The 14,661-nt window shown below is 73.0% G+C and carries 14 protein-coding genes; 7 read left to right on the top strand and 7 right to left on the bottom strand.

The genetic code is table 11. From position 1 onward, the window contains the following. Positions 1 to 1,497 (top strand): MmgE/PrpD family protein, encoded by a 1,497-nt coding sequence (locus CCN44_RS01215; protein ID WP_086696632.1) that lies wholly within the window; start codon positions 1 to 3, stop codon positions 1,495 to 1,497. A 26-nt stretch (positions 1,498 to 1,523) separates the two neighbouring features. Here the strand turns inward: CCN44_RS01215 and CCN44_RS01210 are convergent, their stop codons facing one another. Further along, positions 1,524 to 3,011 carry a helix-turn-helix transcriptional regulator gene (locus tag CCN44_RS01210; RefSeq protein WP_086696631.1) on the bottom strand — a complete coding sequence of 496 codons (1,488 nt, stop codon included), beginning with the start codon at positions 3,009 to 3,011 and terminating at the stop codon, positions 1,524 to 1,526. Positions 3,012 to 3,628: 617 nt separating this feature from the next. Between CCN44_RS01210 and polX the strand changes: the two genes are divergently transcribed. Continuing rightward, positions 3,629 to 5,356 (top strand): DNA polymerase/3'-5' exonuclease PolX, encoded by a 1,728-nt coding sequence (gene polX / locus CCN44_RS01205; RefSeq protein WP_086696630.1) that lies wholly within the window; start codon positions 3,629 to 3,631, stop codon positions 5,354 to 5,356. 12 nt (positions 5,357 to 5,368) lie between these two features. On the opposite strand, the gene CCN44_RS01200 is transcribed toward polX, so the two are convergent. The 3 genes from CCN44_RS01200 to CCN44_RS01190 all read right to left on the bottom strand — a co-directional run bounded on the left by CCN44_RS01200 (position 5,369) and on the right by CCN44_RS01190 (position 8,332). Next, positions 5,369 to 6,484 carry a CapA family protein gene (locus CCN44_RS01200; RefSeq protein ID WP_086696629.1) on the bottom strand — a complete coding sequence of 372 codons (1,116 nt, stop codon included), beginning with the start codon at positions 6,482 to 6,484 and terminating at the stop codon, positions 5,369 to 5,371. 220 nt (positions 6,485 to 6,704) lie between these two features. Beyond that, a complete protein-coding gene (locus tag CCN44_RS01195; protein WP_059248433.1) occupies positions 6,705 to 8,009 on the bottom strand; it encodes a phosphoribosyltransferase family protein in 1,305 nt (434 codons plus the stop codon). Between the two features lie 11 nt (positions 8,010 to 8,020). Then, positions 8,021 to 8,332: a dsRBD fold-containing protein gene (locus CCN44_RS01190; protein ID WP_059248434.1), complete on the bottom strand. Its 312-nt coding sequence runs from the start codon at positions 8,330 to 8,332 to the stop codon at positions 8,021 to 8,023. A gap of 95 nt (positions 8,333 to 8,427) precedes the next feature. Between CCN44_RS01190 and CCN44_RS01185 the strand changes: the two genes are divergently transcribed. Then, on the top strand, positions 8,428 to 8,802 hold the full coding sequence (locus tag CCN44_RS01185) for a YchJ family protein (protein WP_059248435.1): 375 nt from the start codon (positions 8,428 to 8,430) through the stop codon (positions 8,800 to 8,802). An 81-nt stretch (positions 8,803 to 8,883) separates the two neighbouring features. Here the strand turns inward: CCN44_RS01185 and CCN44_RS01180 are convergent, their stop codons facing one another. Further along, the gene (locus tag CCN44_RS01180) at positions 8,884 to 9,585 is read right to left on the bottom strand and encodes a FadR/GntR family transcriptional regulator (RefSeq protein WP_059248436.1); all 702 of its coding nucleotides are present in this window, start codon (positions 9,583 to 9,585) and stop codon (positions 8,884 to 8,886) included. Between the two features lie 139 nt (positions 9,586 to 9,724). Between CCN44_RS01180 and CCN44_RS01175 the strand changes: the two genes are divergently transcribed. The 4 genes from CCN44_RS01175 to CCN44_RS01160 are packed head-to-tail and all read left to right on the top strand — an operon-like array spanning position 9,725 to position 13,492. Then, the gene (locus CCN44_RS01175) at positions 9,725 to 10,252 is read left to right on the top strand and encodes a gluconokinase (RefSeq protein WP_086696628.1); all 528 of its coding nucleotides are present in this window, start codon (positions 9,725 to 9,727) and stop codon (positions 10,250 to 10,252) included. A 39-nt stretch (positions 10,253 to 10,291) separates the two neighbouring features. After that, positions 10,292 to 11,689, top strand: a complete 1,398-nt coding sequence (locus CCN44_RS01170; protein WP_086696627.1) for a GntP family permease — start codon at positions 10,292 to 10,294, stop codon at positions 11,687 to 11,689. A 10-nt stretch (positions 11,690 to 11,699) separates the two neighbouring features. Continuing rightward, entirely contained in the window at positions 11,700 to 12,458 is a 759-nt protein-coding gene (locus CCN44_RS01165; RefSeq protein WP_059248439.1) for an SDR family oxidoreductase, read from the top strand. Between the two features lie 14 nt (positions 12,459 to 12,472). Next, positions 12,473 to 13,492: an L-idonate 5-dehydrogenase gene (locus tag CCN44_RS01160; protein WP_086696626.1), complete on the top strand. Its 1,020-nt coding sequence runs from the start codon at positions 12,473 to 12,475 to the stop codon at positions 13,490 to 13,492. Positions 13,493 to 13,542: 50 nt separating this feature from the next. On the opposite strand, the gene CCN44_RS01155 is transcribed toward CCN44_RS01160, so the two are convergent. Beyond that, positions 13,543 to 14,169, bottom strand: a complete 627-nt coding sequence (locus CCN44_RS01155) for a cytochrome b/b6 domain-containing protein (protein WP_086696625.1) — start codon at positions 14,167 to 14,169, stop codon at positions 13,543 to 13,545. Continuing rightward, positions 14,153 to 14,661 (bottom strand): molybdopterin-dependent oxidoreductase (locus tag CCN44_RS01150; RefSeq protein ID WP_107502037.1); only part of this gene is annotated, 509 nt, incomplete at its 5' end. The genes CCN44_RS01150 and CCN44_RS01155, both read right to left, overlap by 17 nt.

The raw sequence follows: 14,661 nt of genomic DNA, 5'->3' as shown, positions 1-14,661 counted from the left end.
ATGTCCAGCGATGCCATGTCCCTGACCGCGCGTCTGGCCGATTGGGCGCACCGGGTGACGTACGACGACGTTCCGCCGCACACGCGGCAGGCCGCGATCAGCCAGTTGATCTCCAACCTGGCGGCGGTCCGCGCCTCCCTGGGCCATCCGGTGGGCCGGTCCCTGGTGGCCGCGTTCGGCTCCCCCCTCCAGGACGACCCGACGCGCTCGGCCCACGTCCTGTCCGCGCTCGCCACGGCCCTCGACTTCGACGAGGTCGCGTACGCCGGGCATGTGTCCGCGGGTGCCGTGAACGTCGCCCTCGCGGAGGCCCGGCGCGGCCGGCTCGACGGCCGGTCCCTGCTCGCCGCGATCGTCACGGCCGACGAGTGTGCGGCGCGGATCACCGCGGCGACCATCCTGAGCCCGTTCTTCCGGGGCCAGACCAACACGCACTGCCACCTGGCCAGTGCGGCGGCGGCGCGGCTGCACGCGAGGGGCGCCTCGCGGCAGGAGTGGACGGCCGCGCTGGGCCTGGCCCTCGGCATCCTCGCCGTTCCGCTGCACCACGGTGTGGTGACGAGCGACGTGAAGGCGTTCACGGCGGCGGCCCCGGTACGGCTCGCCCTCGACGCCTGCGACGCGGCGGCCCACGGCCTCAGCGGCGCCGACGAGGTCCTGGAGCACCCGGAGGGGCTGCTCGCCCAGCTCTCCGCGGTGCCCGTGCCCGAGACCGTGGACCGGCTGCTCGGGGTCCGCTGGCACACCGACACGCTGACGTACAAGAAGTTCCCGGGCAGCGCCTATCTGCACGCCGCCTTCGACTGCGCCGAGCGCCTGCACCGGCGCCTCGGCCGGCTGGACGCCGAGCGGGTCGGGCGCATCGTCGTGGCGGGCTCCCTGCTGACCTGGCAGATGGAGCGCAAGGTCGCCGGCGCGCTGCGCGGGCCCGACACCTCGGTGTCGGCCGCCACCCTGTCCGTCGGGTACGGGGTGGCGACCCTGCTGCTGACCGGTGCGTTCGGGGCACCCGACCTGGATCCGGCCGCGTTGCGCGACAAGGACCGCTGGGCGTTGGCGGACAAGGTGACGGTCGAGCACGACATGGACCTGTCGCTGCGCATGGCGCACGCCACCTCCCCCCTGGGCGAGGCGCTGCGGCAGGCCGGCGAACGGGCCCTGGAGTGGCCGGAGCTGACGCGGTGGACCGGCTCGGACGCGCCGCTCGTCCTGGACGCGCTGGGCGAGCCGGAGGAGACGTTCGAGCACGCGACGATGGCGATCGGCGCACGGGTCAGGATCGAGCTGACGGACGGCACCGTCGAGACCGAGGAGTGCCCGGCGTTCGCCGGTTCCGCGGGCGCGTCGACGCGTGAGGAGCAGCGCGCGCTGGTACGGCGCAAGTTTCTCGGCACCGGAGGGACCGAGGAGGCGCTCGCCGCCCTGGAGGGCATCGCCGAACTCGGCCCGGACGCGGCGTCCAGAGCGCTGGAGCAGGCCCTGGACGCCGCGGTGTGAACCCGCCCGGACGGTGCCGGTGCCGGTCAGTTGCCGGGCTCCCTCGGGTCGTCGTGGGAATCGAGGTGGGAGAGGATCGTGGTCAGTCTGACGCGTGTGGTGATCGCGAGTTTCCGGAAGACATTGCGCAGGTGGTAATTGACCGTGTGCGGGGACAATTCCAGTTCCCGCGCGACCTGTTGATTGGTCAGCCCCCGGGCCACGTGCCGGGCGATCTCGATCTCTCGCTGGGTGAGCGAGGCCAGCCGGTCGTGCTGGTCCGCCGTGGCCTCGTCCGTGTCCCGGGAGGACGGACGGGAGGACGAAGGGGCGCTGCGCGGGCTCGTCTCGCCGGTCGGCGTGGCGAGCGGGCCCGCCGGGCGGTGCGCCCTCGGCTGCGGCAGGGCGGACGGCCGGCGCTCGGCCGCCGCTTCGGGCCGGACGGCACCGGCTCCGGCAGCGGTCCCGAAGTCGAGGGCCGTGACGACGTCGGGGCGCCGGCCGGGCGCTGCCGAACGGGCGTGCTCGGCCGCGGATTCGAGGACCGGCACGCCCGGATTGTTCTGGGCGAGCTGCTCGATCGCGTGCAGCGCGCGGTCCGCGAGGTCCCGGTCCCCCGCCGCGCGGGCCATCGCCACCATCCAGGCCGCCCGGGCCGGGTCCTCCACGAGACACCCGGAGGTGGTGGCCAGCTGAGACCATTTCGTGCGCATCAGCTCGACGGCCCGGTGCGGTCCGCCCTCGGCCGCGGCGAGCGCGATCTCGGTGAAGGCGGCCCGCGCGACGGAGTCCGGGTACGCGTAGTAGGCGGAACGCCGGTGGTAGGCCGCCAATTGGCGCGCGGCCAAGTCCGGCTCGCCCCTCAGAAGGTGCGCCATGGCGGCCACCGAATGGGCGAGCTTCACGCTGACGGCCGACCGCCGCTGGTCGCTGAGGGCGATGGCGGCGCCGGCCCGGTCGATGGCCTCGGCGAACCGGCCTGCCTGCAGATCGAGCGTGGCCAGCAGGGCGTCGGGCAGCGAGTTGAAGGCCAGCAGGCCGCCGCCGTCGATGGTCGCGCGCATCTCCTGCACGACCCGTACCGCCTGCTGGGACACATGCAGGTCGATGAGTTTCTTGGCCAGCAGCAGCTGGGTGTAGAGCCGCCACATGGGGATGACGTCGTGGGACTTCTGCATCGCGGACTGGTTCAGCCAGAGCCCTTCGACCAGCTGCCCCTGATGCCATTTCTGGTGCGACCGCACACACAGATTGACCACTTCCAGGGAATCCGGGTCGCTCCGGCCCGAGCCGATCGTCACCCATTTCTCGGTGTCCTCACCGGTCATGGATCCGGTGAGGACGCGAAATGCGAGGATGTCCCGGTGGGCCGGTATTTTCGAATCCAGCTCCCCCAGCGCCTCGTCCAGGAATTTCAATGCGCCGTAAAGGTCACCTCTGACAAACCTGATCCGGGCCTGATCGAGTTGTGTTCTCGCCTCGTCGCTCATATCCGCCGAGTGCGGCGATCCGATGAGGTAGAGCGCGTCGCTCATCGAGGTCGGGTCGTGAGGCGCGTCGGCGTGATCGCGGCCCCTCTCTGTGTCTTCCCTTCCTCCATCGGCCTGTGTACCCCCGTTCACAGTCCACACTCCTTCGGTGTGTCCAGTATTGAAGTGTAAAGTTCACCTAAATTCGCGCCACCCGGATATGATCATCAAAATAGTAAAGGGACAGGCGTTCGACACCAAGAGTTACTACCGAGTTGCTTGACGATGTCATGTGACGACTGACTGATTTGAGCCAGTTGACAGACCCCCGCCTCCTGGATTGCCGAAAGGCCGAGGAGCATGACAATGCCGGTCAGGCTGCGCGAACAGATTCGTAAATCACAGGGCATATCGGACACTGTACGCGTGGCAACGTCGGCTGGTTACCGCACCGTTCTGGCCATGTGAGTAGATTCACATCAACCCCTGCCGCGCCGCACCAGGAGACCCGCCCGTATTCCCTTGGGTTTTCCTCCGTCCCCCGACCCTCCTGACTCGTCAGTAAGATTTCCGGGGCGTAGGGTCCGGGACGTCGCGCGGGCCGGCGGGCGCGCTCGTACGGTGGAAGGGCACGCTCGTACGGTCGTGCCCGCAGGGGCATGCACGCCGGGAGGTCCTGACGCATGGCCCGGGCCAACGACGAGGTCGAGGCGATTCTGCGGGAGTACGCCGATCTCATCGCCATCACCGGAGGCGACGCCTTCAAGGCACGCGCCTACGAGAAGGCGGCGCGGGCGATCGGCGGGTATCCGGCGGACGTCTCGACCCTGGACGCCGAGGGGCTGCGGGAGATCCCGAACGTGGGCCGGTCGATCGCCGACAAGGTGGCCGAGTACCTGCGCACGGGGAAGATGGCCGTGGTCGAGGAGCGCCGGGCGAAGATCCCCGCCGGGGTGCGCGAGCTGATCACGATCCCGACCCTGGGGCCGAAGAAGGCGCTGCGGCTCTACGAGGACCTGCACATCTCGTCGGTGAGCGAACTGGCCGCGGCCATCGAGAAGGACGCGCTGGCCGATCTGAAGGGCTTCGGCGAGAAGACGCAGGAGAACATCCGGCACGGCATCGAGCTGCTGCGCCGGGCGGGGACACGGGTGCCGCTGTCGCTGGCGCTGGACACCGCCGAGCGGATCGTCGCCGAACTGTCCGCCGTGACGGGCTGCACGCGCTGCGCGTACGCCGGTTCGCTGCGCCGGATGCGGGAGACCGTCGGCGACCTGGACGTGCTGGTCGCGGCCGAGCGGTCGGCGCCGTTCATGGACGCGCTGTGCGAGCTGCCGGTGACCGCCGAGGTCGTCGCGCGGGGGGCGAAGAAGACCTCGGTGCGCACCGGCAAGGGGCTCCAGGTCGATCTGCGGGTGGTGCCGCCGCAGTCGTGGGGCGCCGCGTTGCAGTACTTCACCGGTTCCAAGGCGCACAACATCCGCACCCGGACCATCGCCGGGCACCAGGGGCTGAAGCTCTCCGAGTACGGTGTGTTCGACACCGGGAGCGGGGCGTCGGTCGCCTCCCGCACCGAGGAGGAGGTGTACGCCCGGCTCGGGCTGCCCTGGATCCCGCCGACGCTGCGCGAGGACCGGGGGGAGATCGAGGCGGCGCTCGGCGAGGGGCTGCCGGAGGTGGTGACCGAGCGGGACATCCGCGGTGACCTGCACACGCACACCGATCTGACGGACGGTCTGGCCTCGCTGGAGGCGATGGTGGAGGCCGCCGCCGAGCGCGGTTACGCGTACTACGCCGTCACCGACCACGCGCCCAACCTGTACATGCAGCGCATGACGGACGAGAAGATCCTCGCCCAGCGGGAGCGGCTGCGGGAGCTGGACGGCACCCGGGGCCGGATGCGGCTGCTGCACGGCACCGAGCTGAACATCGGCCCCGAGGGTGAGGTGGACTGGCCGGAGGAGTTCCTGGCCGGCTTCGACCTGTGCGTGGCCTCGCTGCACTCGCACTTCGACCTGGGACGCACGGCGATGACGCGGCGGCTGGTGTGGGCCTGCGAGCACCCGTACGTCAACGTCATCGGGCATCCCACGACCCGGCTGATCGGCAAGCGGGCGGGCGTCGACGCGGACTGGGACGAGGTGTTCGCGGCGTGCGCGCGCACCGGCACCGCGCTGGAGGTCAACGCCCAGCCGGACCGGCTGGACCTGGGCGACGAGGACATCCTGCGGGCCCGGGAGCACGGGGTGAGGTTCGCGGTGAACAGCGACGCGCACTCCGTGCCGCACCTCGCGCAGCTGCGCTACGGCGTGGGCACCGCGCAGCGCGGCTGGCTCACCGGGGAGGACGTGATCAACACCTGGCCGCTGACCCGGCTGCGCCGCTTCCTGCGGAAGGGCCGGCGGGGCTGACCGTGCCCGGTGTCAGCGCAGCGGCCGTGCCGTGAGCGTGCCGTCGGCGCCGTGCTCGACGCGGGTGCCGAGGGCGCGGGCGTACCCGTCGAGGACGGTGCGCAGCCAGGCGGTGTCCTCGGCCGGGGCGTGCTCCAGCCGGAGCCGGCGCGCCCGGAGCGGGACCATCCGCAGACCGGTCAGCCGGCCGGTGCCGGGCTCGACCGACACCAGGTACAGCAGCCGCAGGTCGTCGCGGTAGCGCTCGTAGCCGCCGATGCCCTCGTAGTCGTCGATGAGGTCGCCGCAGCCGTACAGGACGAGCCGGTCCCGGTGGATCTCGGGAGGGCGCGGATGGTGCGAGGAGTGCCCGTGCACGACGTCGGCGCCGGCGTCGACCAGCGCGTGGGCGAACCGGACCTCGGCCGCGGAGGGGGTGTAGCCCCAGTTGGGGCCCCAGTGGACGGACGCGACGACGATGTCGCCGGGCCTTCGGATCCGGCGCAGGCGGTCGGCGAAGCGGGTGGCGGCGGCCGTGGTCGGCGCGGTGACGAGGGCGACGCCGGGCCGGTCGGCGGTGGCGGCCCAGCCGTGCGGGATCCCGCTGGACGGCATCCCGAAGGCGAGGACCACGACGCGTCCGCCCGACGGCAGCGGGACGGCCGCCGGGCGCCATGCCGCGTCCTCGTCCCGGCCCGCCCCGGCGGTGCGCAGCCCGGCCGCCGCGAGACAGTCCAGCGTCTCCGTGAGGCCGGCCGGGCCGAAGTCGAGGACGTGGTTGTTGGCGAGGACGCAGACGTCCGGACGGGCCGCGGCGAGGCAGGGCAGGTTGGCGGGGTGCATCCGGTAGTGGACGCCCTTGCCGGGCGCGAAGGCGCCGTCCCGGGTGACGGCGGTCTCCAGGTTGATCACCCGCACGTCCGGCGCGGCCCGCGCCAGCACCGGCAGAGCCTCGCCCCAGGGCCAGGCGGCGGGCACGGGCCGGGGCACGGGCCCGTGCGCGGCCTCCGCGAGGGCGACGTACTCGCGGGCGTCGCGCACGTAGTCCTCCCGCAGGACCGGATCGCCGGGGTGCGGGAGGATCTGGTCGACGCCCCGGCCGAGCATGACGTCACCCGCGAGGAACAGGGTGACGGCTTCCTCGCGCATGGCCCCTCCTCACGCGTGGCTCTCGTCACGCATGGCTCTCCTCGGGCATGGCCCGCTCGCGCAGGCGGCTCCTCCTCGCACCGGGCGGCTCCTCGCGGGGGTGGGTCCGCGCGCCGGCGGCCGGGCTAGGGCCTGTCGTTCGGATCATGCCGGCGTCGCGGGGCTCGGGCCGGCCGAAAGGCAACGTGCCCCACAGCCGACCTGATCCGAACGACAGACCCTAGACATGCGCGGGTGCCATGTGGTCCGCGAACCAGTCGCGTGCCAGTTCGGTCACCCGCTCCAGCGTGCCGGGCTCCTCGAAGAGGTGGGTGGCGCCGGGGACCACCTCCAGCCGGCTCTCGCAGTGCAGCCGGGCCCGGGCCTCCCGGTTGAGTTCGAGGACCTGCGGGTCGGCGCCGCCGACGACGAGCAGCGTGGGGGCCGTCACCGCGCCCAGCCGGGGTCCGGCGAGGTCGGGCCGGCCGCCGCGGGAGACCACCGCGGCGGGCCGCGCGTCGGGGTCGGCGGCGGCCCACAGCGCGGCCGCCGCGCCGGTGCTGGCGCCGAAGTAGCCGATGGCGAGCCCCTCGACGTCGGGCTCCTCGCGCAGCCAGCGGGTGGCGTCGAGCAGCCGGCCGGCCAGCAGCGCGATGTCGAACACATTGCCCCGGTCGGCCTCCTCGGCGTCGGTGAGCAGGTCGAACAGCAGGGTGCCGAGCCCGGCCCGGTGCAGTCCCTCGGCCACGAACCGGTTGCGGGGGCTGTGCCGGCTGCTGCCGCTGCCGTGGGCGAAGGCGACGACTCCGGTGGCGCCGTCGGGCACGGTGAGCCGCCCGCCCAGCCGGGCGGCGCCGGACCTCACCGTCACCTCCCGGTCGGTGGAGCCGGCGCCCGCGGTGTGCCGGTGGCGGTGTGCGGCCCGGCGCAGGCAGGCGGTGACCTCCTCGTCCTCGGTCTGGGCGAAGTCGACGTAGAACTGGCCCACGGCGGCGAAGTCCCAGGGGGTCTCCAGGCAGACCAGTTCGTCGGCGTCGCCGCCCAGGCGGCGGGTGAAGTCCCGGGGGGCGACGGGGACGGCCAGCACGATGCGGGCCGCGCCGCGGGCGCGGGCGATCCGGCAGGCGGCCCGCGCGGTGGAGCCGGTGGCCACGCCGTCGTCGACCACCACGGCGGTCCGTCCGGCGACCGAGACCGGGGGTGCCGCGCCCCGGTAGCGGGCGGCCCGCTCGTGCAGCACCCGGCGCTCGCGTTCCTCGACCCGTGCGAGGTCCTCCGGCGAGACACCGGTCCCGCGCAGCACCTCCTGGTTGATGACGCGGACGCCGTCCTCGCCGATCGCGCCCATGCCCAGCTCGGGCTGGTACGGCACGCCCAGTTTGCGCACCAGGCAGACGTCCAGGGGCGCGTCGAGCGCGTCGGCGACCTCGGCGGCGACCGGCACTCCGCCCCGGGGCAGCCCGAGCACCACCACGTCCTGCCCCCGGAGGTACTCCAGGCGTCGGCCCAGCCGCCGTCCGGCTTCGAGGCGGTTCCTGAAGTGCACGGCGGCCTCCTTCACTCCCGGGGCAGCCAGAGCGGTGCCGGGCCGTCGGTGTCGGCGGCTCCCGTCGCCTTCATGTCGCCGTCGGCGGCGCGCAGCAGCATGCGGCCCATGGCGATGAGCGCGCGTCCGGCGGCGAGTTCGTCGCCGATCTCCGGCATCGCCCGGTCGTAGGGGTTGCGGCGGGCCTCCGCGTGGCTCTCCAGGACGTTGTCCCCGGTGTCCAGGACGATCCGGGCCGTGGTGTCCGGATCGTGCTCGGACAGGTACAGGTTGAGCCGCCATTCCTTCACGGCGGGAGGACGACTGCCCACAGGTCCGGTCATCGTCCGTCTCTCCTCCCGGACGTCGCTGCGCTGCTCTTCCACTGTGCACCCGGCCCGTTCCGGCCGCCTCCCCTGCCGCGGGCAGAATGGGGGCCATGACCTCGCGCACCTGCCCCTGCGGGCTCCCCCGGTCCTACGACGCCTGCTGTGGCCGCTTCCACTCCGGTTCGGCCGCCGCGCCGACCGCCGAGTCGCTGATGCGGTCGCGGTACAGCGCGTTCGTGCGGGGGGACGCGGGGTATCTGCTGCGCACCTGGCATCCGCGGACCCGGCCGGAGCGGCTGGAGCTTGACCCGCGGACGAGGTGGACGGGGCTGGAGATCCTGGACACCGCCGACGGTTCCGCGTTCCACACCACGGGCACGGTGACGTTCCGCGCCTCCTACCGGGGCGGCTCGCTGCACGAGCGGAGCCGGTTCGAGCGGGTGGACGGGGCGTGGGTGTACGTGGACGGGGACTTCCTGGAGTAGCCGGGTACTCCGGGGAGCAGTGGGGGCTCCGGGGAGCAGCCGGGAACGTCCCGGAGCGGCCGGGGACTTCGGGCAGCCGGGTCAGGGCGCCAGGATGTCGAGCTCCTGGAGGGCGCCCACGGTGATCTGCCGGGTCAGTTCCTCGGCGCGGACGGCGTCGCCGGCCCGGACCGCCTCGGCCACCCGCACGTGCAGGGTGACGGCCGCGGGGTCGGGGTCCTCGAACATCACCTCGTGGTGGGTGCGGCCGGCCAGCACCTCCGCGACGACGTCGCCGAGGCGGGCGAACATCTCGTTGCCCGAGGCGGTGAGGACGACCCGGTGGAAGGCGATGTCGTGGACCAGGTACTCCTCCAGCCTGTGGCCGCGTGAGTTGGCCACCATGCCGAGCGCGCACTCGGTGAGTTCGGCGCACTGCTCGGCCGTGGCGTGCTGCGCGGCGAGCCCGGCCGCGACGGGTTCGACCGCGGAGCGCAGCACGGTGAGCGAGCGCAGCTGGTGCGGGCGGTCGGCGCCGGCCAGGCGCCAGCGGATGACCTGCGGGTCGTAGACGTTCCACTCGGCCTTCGGGCGGACGGTGACGCCCACGCGGCGGCGGGACTCGACCAGGTGCATGGATTCGAGGACGCGGACGGCCTCGCGCATCACGGAGCGGGACACCTCGAAGTGCTGTGCCAGCTCGTCGGTACGCAGGACGCTGCCTGGCGGGTACTCGCCCGCCGTGATCGCGGGGCCGAGGGTGTCCAGTACATGGCCGTGCAGCCCCCGGCCCGGTGTGCTCATGCACTCAGCGTACGGCGTGGATCACGGAGACAAAAAGTCAGACTTATACGTCACAGACTCTTGAATTCGTCGTACCTAATGGGTTTCAGTGTGGCGACGCCGCAGTGGCGTCGATGTCGAGGAAGACAGCGAGGCAGTGATGCGAACCCCCCAGGTCGTCGTCGTGATGGGCGTCGCGGGGACGGGCAAGACCACGATCGGTCCCTTGCTCGCCGCGCGGCTGGGCGTCCCGTACGCCGAGGGCGACGACTTCCACCCGCAGGCCAACATCGACAAGATGTCGGCCGGGATCCCGCTCGACGACGCCGACCGGTGGCCATGGCTGGAGGCCATCGGGCACTGGGCGCACGGCCGGGCCGGACTGGGCGGGGTGGTCAGCAGCTCGGCGCTGAAGCGGTCGTACCGCGACCGGCTTCGGGCCGTGGCCCCCGGAGTCGTGTTCCTGCACCTCACGGGCGACCGGCAGCTGATCGAGGAGCGGATGTCCCAGCGGCAGGGTCACTTCATGCCGACCGCGCTGCTGGACTCCCAGTTCGCGACGCTCCAGCCGCTCGAGCCGGACGAGGCGGGAGTCGCCGTGGACGTCAGCGGCAGCCCGCAGGAGATCACCGAGCGTGCCGTACAGGCCCTCGGCCTGCTTCCCGACACCGCGGGCAGCGCTCAGTAGCGCCCGTTCACACACCCCCGTAACCGCAAGGAACCCCCCGTGACCAGACTCAGCGTCGAGATGCTGGCAGCGGACGCACCTGCGCCGATCACCTCCGCCGGACACGCCCAGCTGGGCATCGCCGTCCTGGTGGGCATCGCCGTCATCGTCCTGCTCATCACCAAGTTCAAGCTCCATGCCTTCCTGGCCCTGACCATCGGGTCGCTGGCCCTCGGAGCGGTCGCCGGGGCGCCGCTCGACAAGGTCATCACCAGCTTCACCAGCGGGCTCGGCTCCACCGTGGCCGGCGTCGGCGTCCTGATCGCGCTCGGGGCGGTCCTGGGCAAGCTGCTCGCCGACTCCGGCGGCGCCGACCAGATCGTCGACACCATCCTGGCCAGGGCGAGCGGCCGGGCGATGCCCTGGGCGATGGTGCTGATCGCCTCCGTGATCGGCCTGCCGCTGTTCTTCGAGGTCGGCATCGTGCTGCTGATCCCGGTCGTGCTGATGGTCGCCAAGCGCGGCAACTACTCGCTGATGCGCATCGGCGTCCCGGCCCTAGCAGGCCTGTCCGTGATGCACGGCCTGATCCCGCCGCACCCCGGTCCGCTGGTCGCGATCGACGCGGTGGGCGCCAACCTGGGCGTGACCCTGGCGCTCGGCATCCTCGTCGCCATCCCGACGGTGATCATCGCCGGTCCGCTGTTCTCCAGGTTCGCGGCCCGCTGGGTGGACGTGCCGGCACCCGACCGGATGCTGCCGCAGCGCGCCTCCGAGGAGCTCGAGCGCCGTCCGGGCTTCGGCGCGACGCTCGCCACCGTGCTGCTGCCGGTGGTGCTGATGCTGGCCAAGGCGCTGGTCGACATCGTCGTCGACGACCCCGCGCACACCACCCAGCGCGTCTTCGACGTCGTCGGCTCCCCGCTCATCGCGCTGCTCGCCGCCGTGATCGTCGGTTTCTTCACGCTGGGCCGAACCGCCGGGTTCACCAAGGACCGGCTCCAGCAGACCGTCGAGAAGGGTCTGATGCCCATCGCCGGCATCCTGCTGATCGTGGGCGCGGGCGGCGGCTTCAAGCAGACGCTGATCGACTCGGGTGTGGGCCAGATGGTCCTGGACGTCTCCAAGGACTGGTCGATCCCGGCGCTGCTGCTGGCCTGGCTGATCGCGGTGGCGATCCGGCTGGCGACCGGCTCGGCGACGGTGGCGACGGTCTCGGCGGCCGGCCTGGTCGCGCCGCTCGCGGCCGACATGTCGACCACGCACGCGGCCCTCCTCGTGCTGGCCATCGGCGCGGGCTCGCTCTTCTTCAGCCATGTCAACGACGCCGGTTTCTGGCTGGTGAAGGAGTACTTCGGGCTGAGCGTGGGGCAGACCGTGAAGACCTGGTCGGTGATGGAGACCATCATCTCGGTGGTCGCGGGCGGCCTGGTCCTGCTCCTCTCACTGATCCTCTAGGGGTACGGGGATGAGCCACCCGCTCTTCGACATCAGCGGCCGTACGGCCCTGGTCACCGGGTCCAGCCGGGGCATCGGCCTCGCCCTGGCCCGGGGCTTGGCCGAGGCCGGCTGCACGGTGGTCCTCAACGGGCGCGATCCGGACCGGCTGGCCGAGGCCGCGGCGGAGCTTCCCGGCGATGTGCGGACGGCGGTGTTCGACGTGACCGACGGGCCCGCCGTGGCCGCCGGGATCGCGGACGTCGAGGAGCGGGTGGGCCCGCTCGACATCCTGGTGAACAACGCGGGCATGCAGCTGCGCGCCCCGCTGCTGAGCTTCACCGACGCCGACTGGCACCGGATCCTGGACACCAACCTCACCAGCGCGTTCCTCGTCGGCCGGGAGGCCGCCCGGCGGATGACGGCACGCGGTCACGGCAAGATCGTCAACATCTGCTCGCTGCAGAGCGAGGTGGCCCGGCCCGGCATCGCGCCGTACGCGGCGACCAAGGGCGCGCTGAAGATGCTCACCAAGGGCATGTGCGCCGACTGGGGGCCGTACGGCGTCCAGGTCAACGGCCTCGGGCCCGGCTACATCGAGACCGAGCTGACCCGGCCCCTGGTGGAGGACGCCGAGTTCAGCGCCTGGGTGCGCCGCCGCACCCCGGCCGGGCGCTGGGGCCGCACGGAGGACCTGGTGGGCGGGCTGCTCTTCCTGGTCTCCCCCGCGGCGGACTTCGTGGGCGGCCAGGTGCTGTACGTCGACGGCGGCATGACGAGCGTGCTGTGAAAGGGGCGGCGGACATGCTGGGCTGTGTGCTCCACGGAGCCGGTGAGCTGCGGGTGGAGGAACTGCCCTGCCCGCGGCCCGGGCCCGGCGCGGCGCTGGTCGCGGTCCGGTACGGCGGGGTGTGCGGGTCCGATCTGCACTACTGGCGGCACGGCGGGGTCGGGGACTTCCGGCTGCGCGAGCCGATGGTGCTCGGGCACGAGGTGGTCGGCACGGTGGTGTCCTACGGCCCCGAGGCCACCGGCCCCGCCCCGGGTACGGCGGTCGCCGTGCACCCGGCCACCCCGTGCGGGCACTGCCCCGAGTGCGCCGACGGGCGGGCGAACGTGTGCCGTGACACCCGCTATCTGGGCAGCGCCGCCCGCTTCCCGCACGTGCAGGGCGGCTTCGCGGCCCGGCTGGTGGTGCCCGCGGGGCAGCTGCGGGTGCTGCCGGACGGGCTGGGGCTGCGCCGGGCCGCGCTCGCCGAGCCGCTGGCGGTGGCGCTGCACGCGGTGCGGCGGGCCGGGGAGGTGGCCGGCCGGCATGTGCTGGTGACCGGGGCCGGGCCGATCGGCTGTCTGGTCGTCGCGGCGGCGAAGGCGGCGGGCGCGGCCCGGGTGACGGTGACCGACCTGGTGCCCGAGGCGCTGGGGTACGCGGCCGTCGCCGGGGCGGACACGCTCGTCCGGGCCGACGATCCGGACGATCCCGGGTGGCCCGCGGAGGTGGACACGGCCGTGGAGGCCTCCGGAGCGGCCGCCGGGCTGGACACCTGTGTGCGGCTGGTGCGGCGTTCGGGCGTGGTCGTGCAGCTCGGGATGCTGCCGGCGGGACGGACGCCGTTCGCCGGGAACCTGGTGGTGAGCCGGGAGATCGAGGTGCGGGGCGCGTTCCGGTTCGACGCCGAGTTCGACACCGCCCTGGACCTGCTCGCCGCCCGCGGGGAGTTCGACGGGCTGATCAGTGCCGTTGTTCCGGTGCGAGCGGCGGAGTCCGCGTTCGCGCTGGCCGCCGATCGGGAGCGGTCCTGCAAGGTGCTGCTGGAGTTCTGAGGCGGCTCCGGGGGGTCGGCACCGCCGGACACCGCCGTCGCGGCGGCGGACTACGGGCGCCAGAGCCGGTGTTCCCGTTCCGCCCACGCCCTGCTCACCGTTCCCGTGCGCAGGCCCCGTCTCGCCTCCGGGTCCCCCAGGGCCATGCCGATGTGGCCGGCCAGGACCACGCCGGTCGTCAGGGCCAGCCAGTCGTGGACGAAGGTCGCCGAGGTGCGCCACACCAGCGGGGTGAGGTGGGTGAACCACATCATCAGGCCCGTGCCGAGCATGACCAGGGCCGCGCCGGCGATCCAGGCGGCGTAGATCTTCTGGCCCGCGTTGAACTTGCCGGCGGGGCGGGACGCGGAGCGTCGGTCGCGGCGCAGCACGGCGCGCAGCCAGACCCGGTCGTGCGGGCCGAACCGGTTGAGGAAGCGCAGGTCGGCGCGGAAGGCGCGGGAGGCCAGGCCGAGCAGGACCGGCACCGGCAGGGCGAGGCCCGCCCACTCGTGGATCCGGACGACCAGTTCCCGGCGGCCGACCAGGACGGCCAGCTGCGGGACGTAGAGGGCGGCGGCGGTCAGCACGCACACGCCCATCAGCGCGGCCGTGCCGCGGTGCACCCACCGTTCGGCGCGGGTGAAGCGGTGGACGCGGGCGCTCGGCGGGGCCGGGGCCTCAGCTCGTGGGCTCATCGGACCGTCCGTTCGAGCGGCCCACCCAGGCGTCGACGTCGTAGCCGCGCTCCTCCCAGTAGCCGGGCCGCACCCGGTCGGTGACGGTGATGCCGGAGAGCCACTTGGCGGACTTGTAGAAGTACATGGGGGCGACGTAGAGGCGGACCGGGCCGCCGTGGTCGTGGCCGATGTCCTCGTCCCGCATGCGCAGGGCGACCAGGACGTCCGGGCGGCGGGCCTGGTCGAGCGTGAGGCTCTCGGTGTAGGTGCCGTCGAAGCAGGTGAAGCGGAGGGCCCGGGCGGAGGGGCGGACGCCGGCCGCGTCGAGCAGGTGGGACAGCCGCACGCCCTCGAAGGGGGTGCCCGGCACCCGCCAGCCGGTGACGCACTGGACGTCCCTGACCAGCCGGGTCTGCGGCAGGGCGCGCAGCTCGGCGAGGGTGTAGCCGCGCGGGTGGTCGACCAGGCCGTCGAGGGTGAGGCGGTAGTCGGCGGCGTCGCCGGCAAGGA

It is taken from the genome of Streptomyces tricolor, assembly GCF_002155905.1.
GTDB classification, from domain to species: Bacteria; Actinomycetota; Actinomycetes; order Streptomycetales; family Streptomycetaceae; genus Streptomyces; species Streptomyces tricolor.
Note: the sequence above shows the minus strand (reverse complement) of the source record. Positions and strands in the feature narration are given on the sequence as shown.

Coding starts and splice junctions, on each gene's coding strand:
- CCN44_RS01180 (WP_059248436.1), bottom strand. CDS start 9,585: ATGAGCACACCGGGCCGGGGGCTGCACGGCCATGTACTGGACACCCTC.
- CCN44_RS01160 (WP_086696626.1), top strand. CDS start 12,473: ATGCTGGGCTGTGTGCTCCACGGAGCCGGTGAGCTGCGGGTGGAGGAA.
- CCN44_RS01210 (WP_086696631.1), bottom strand. CDS start 3,011: ATGAGCGACGCGCTCTACCTCATCGGATCGCCGCACTCGGCGGATATG.
- polX (WP_086696630.1), top strand. CDS start 3,629: ATGGCCCGGGCCAACGACGAGGTCGAGGCGATTCTGCGGGAGTACGCC.
- CCN44_RS01185 (WP_059248435.1), top strand. CDS start 8,428: ATGACCTCGCGCACCTGCCCCTGCGGGCTCCCCCGGTCCTACGACGCC.
- CCN44_RS01215 (WP_086696632.1), top strand. CDS start 1: ATGTCCAGCGATGCCATGTCCCTGACCGCGCGTCTGGCCGATTGGGCG.
- CCN44_RS01175 (WP_086696628.1), top strand. CDS start 9,725: ATGCGAACCCCCCAGGTCGTCGTCGTGATGGGCGTCGCGGGGACGGGC.
- CCN44_RS01200 (WP_086696629.1), bottom strand. CDS start 6,484: ATGCGCGAGGAAGCCGTCACCCTGTTCCTCGCGGGTGACGTCATGCTC.
- CCN44_RS01190 (WP_059248434.1), bottom strand. CDS start 8,332: ATGACCGGACCTGTGGGCAGTCGTCCTCCCGCCGTGAAGGAATGGCGG.
- CCN44_RS01165 (WP_059248439.1), top strand. CDS start 11,700: ATGAGCCACCCGCTCTTCGACATCAGCGGCCGTACGGCCCTGGTCACC.
- CCN44_RS01155 (WP_086696625.1), bottom strand. CDS start 14,169: ATGAGCCCACGAGCTGAGGCCCCGGCCCCGCCGAGCGCCCGCGTCCAC.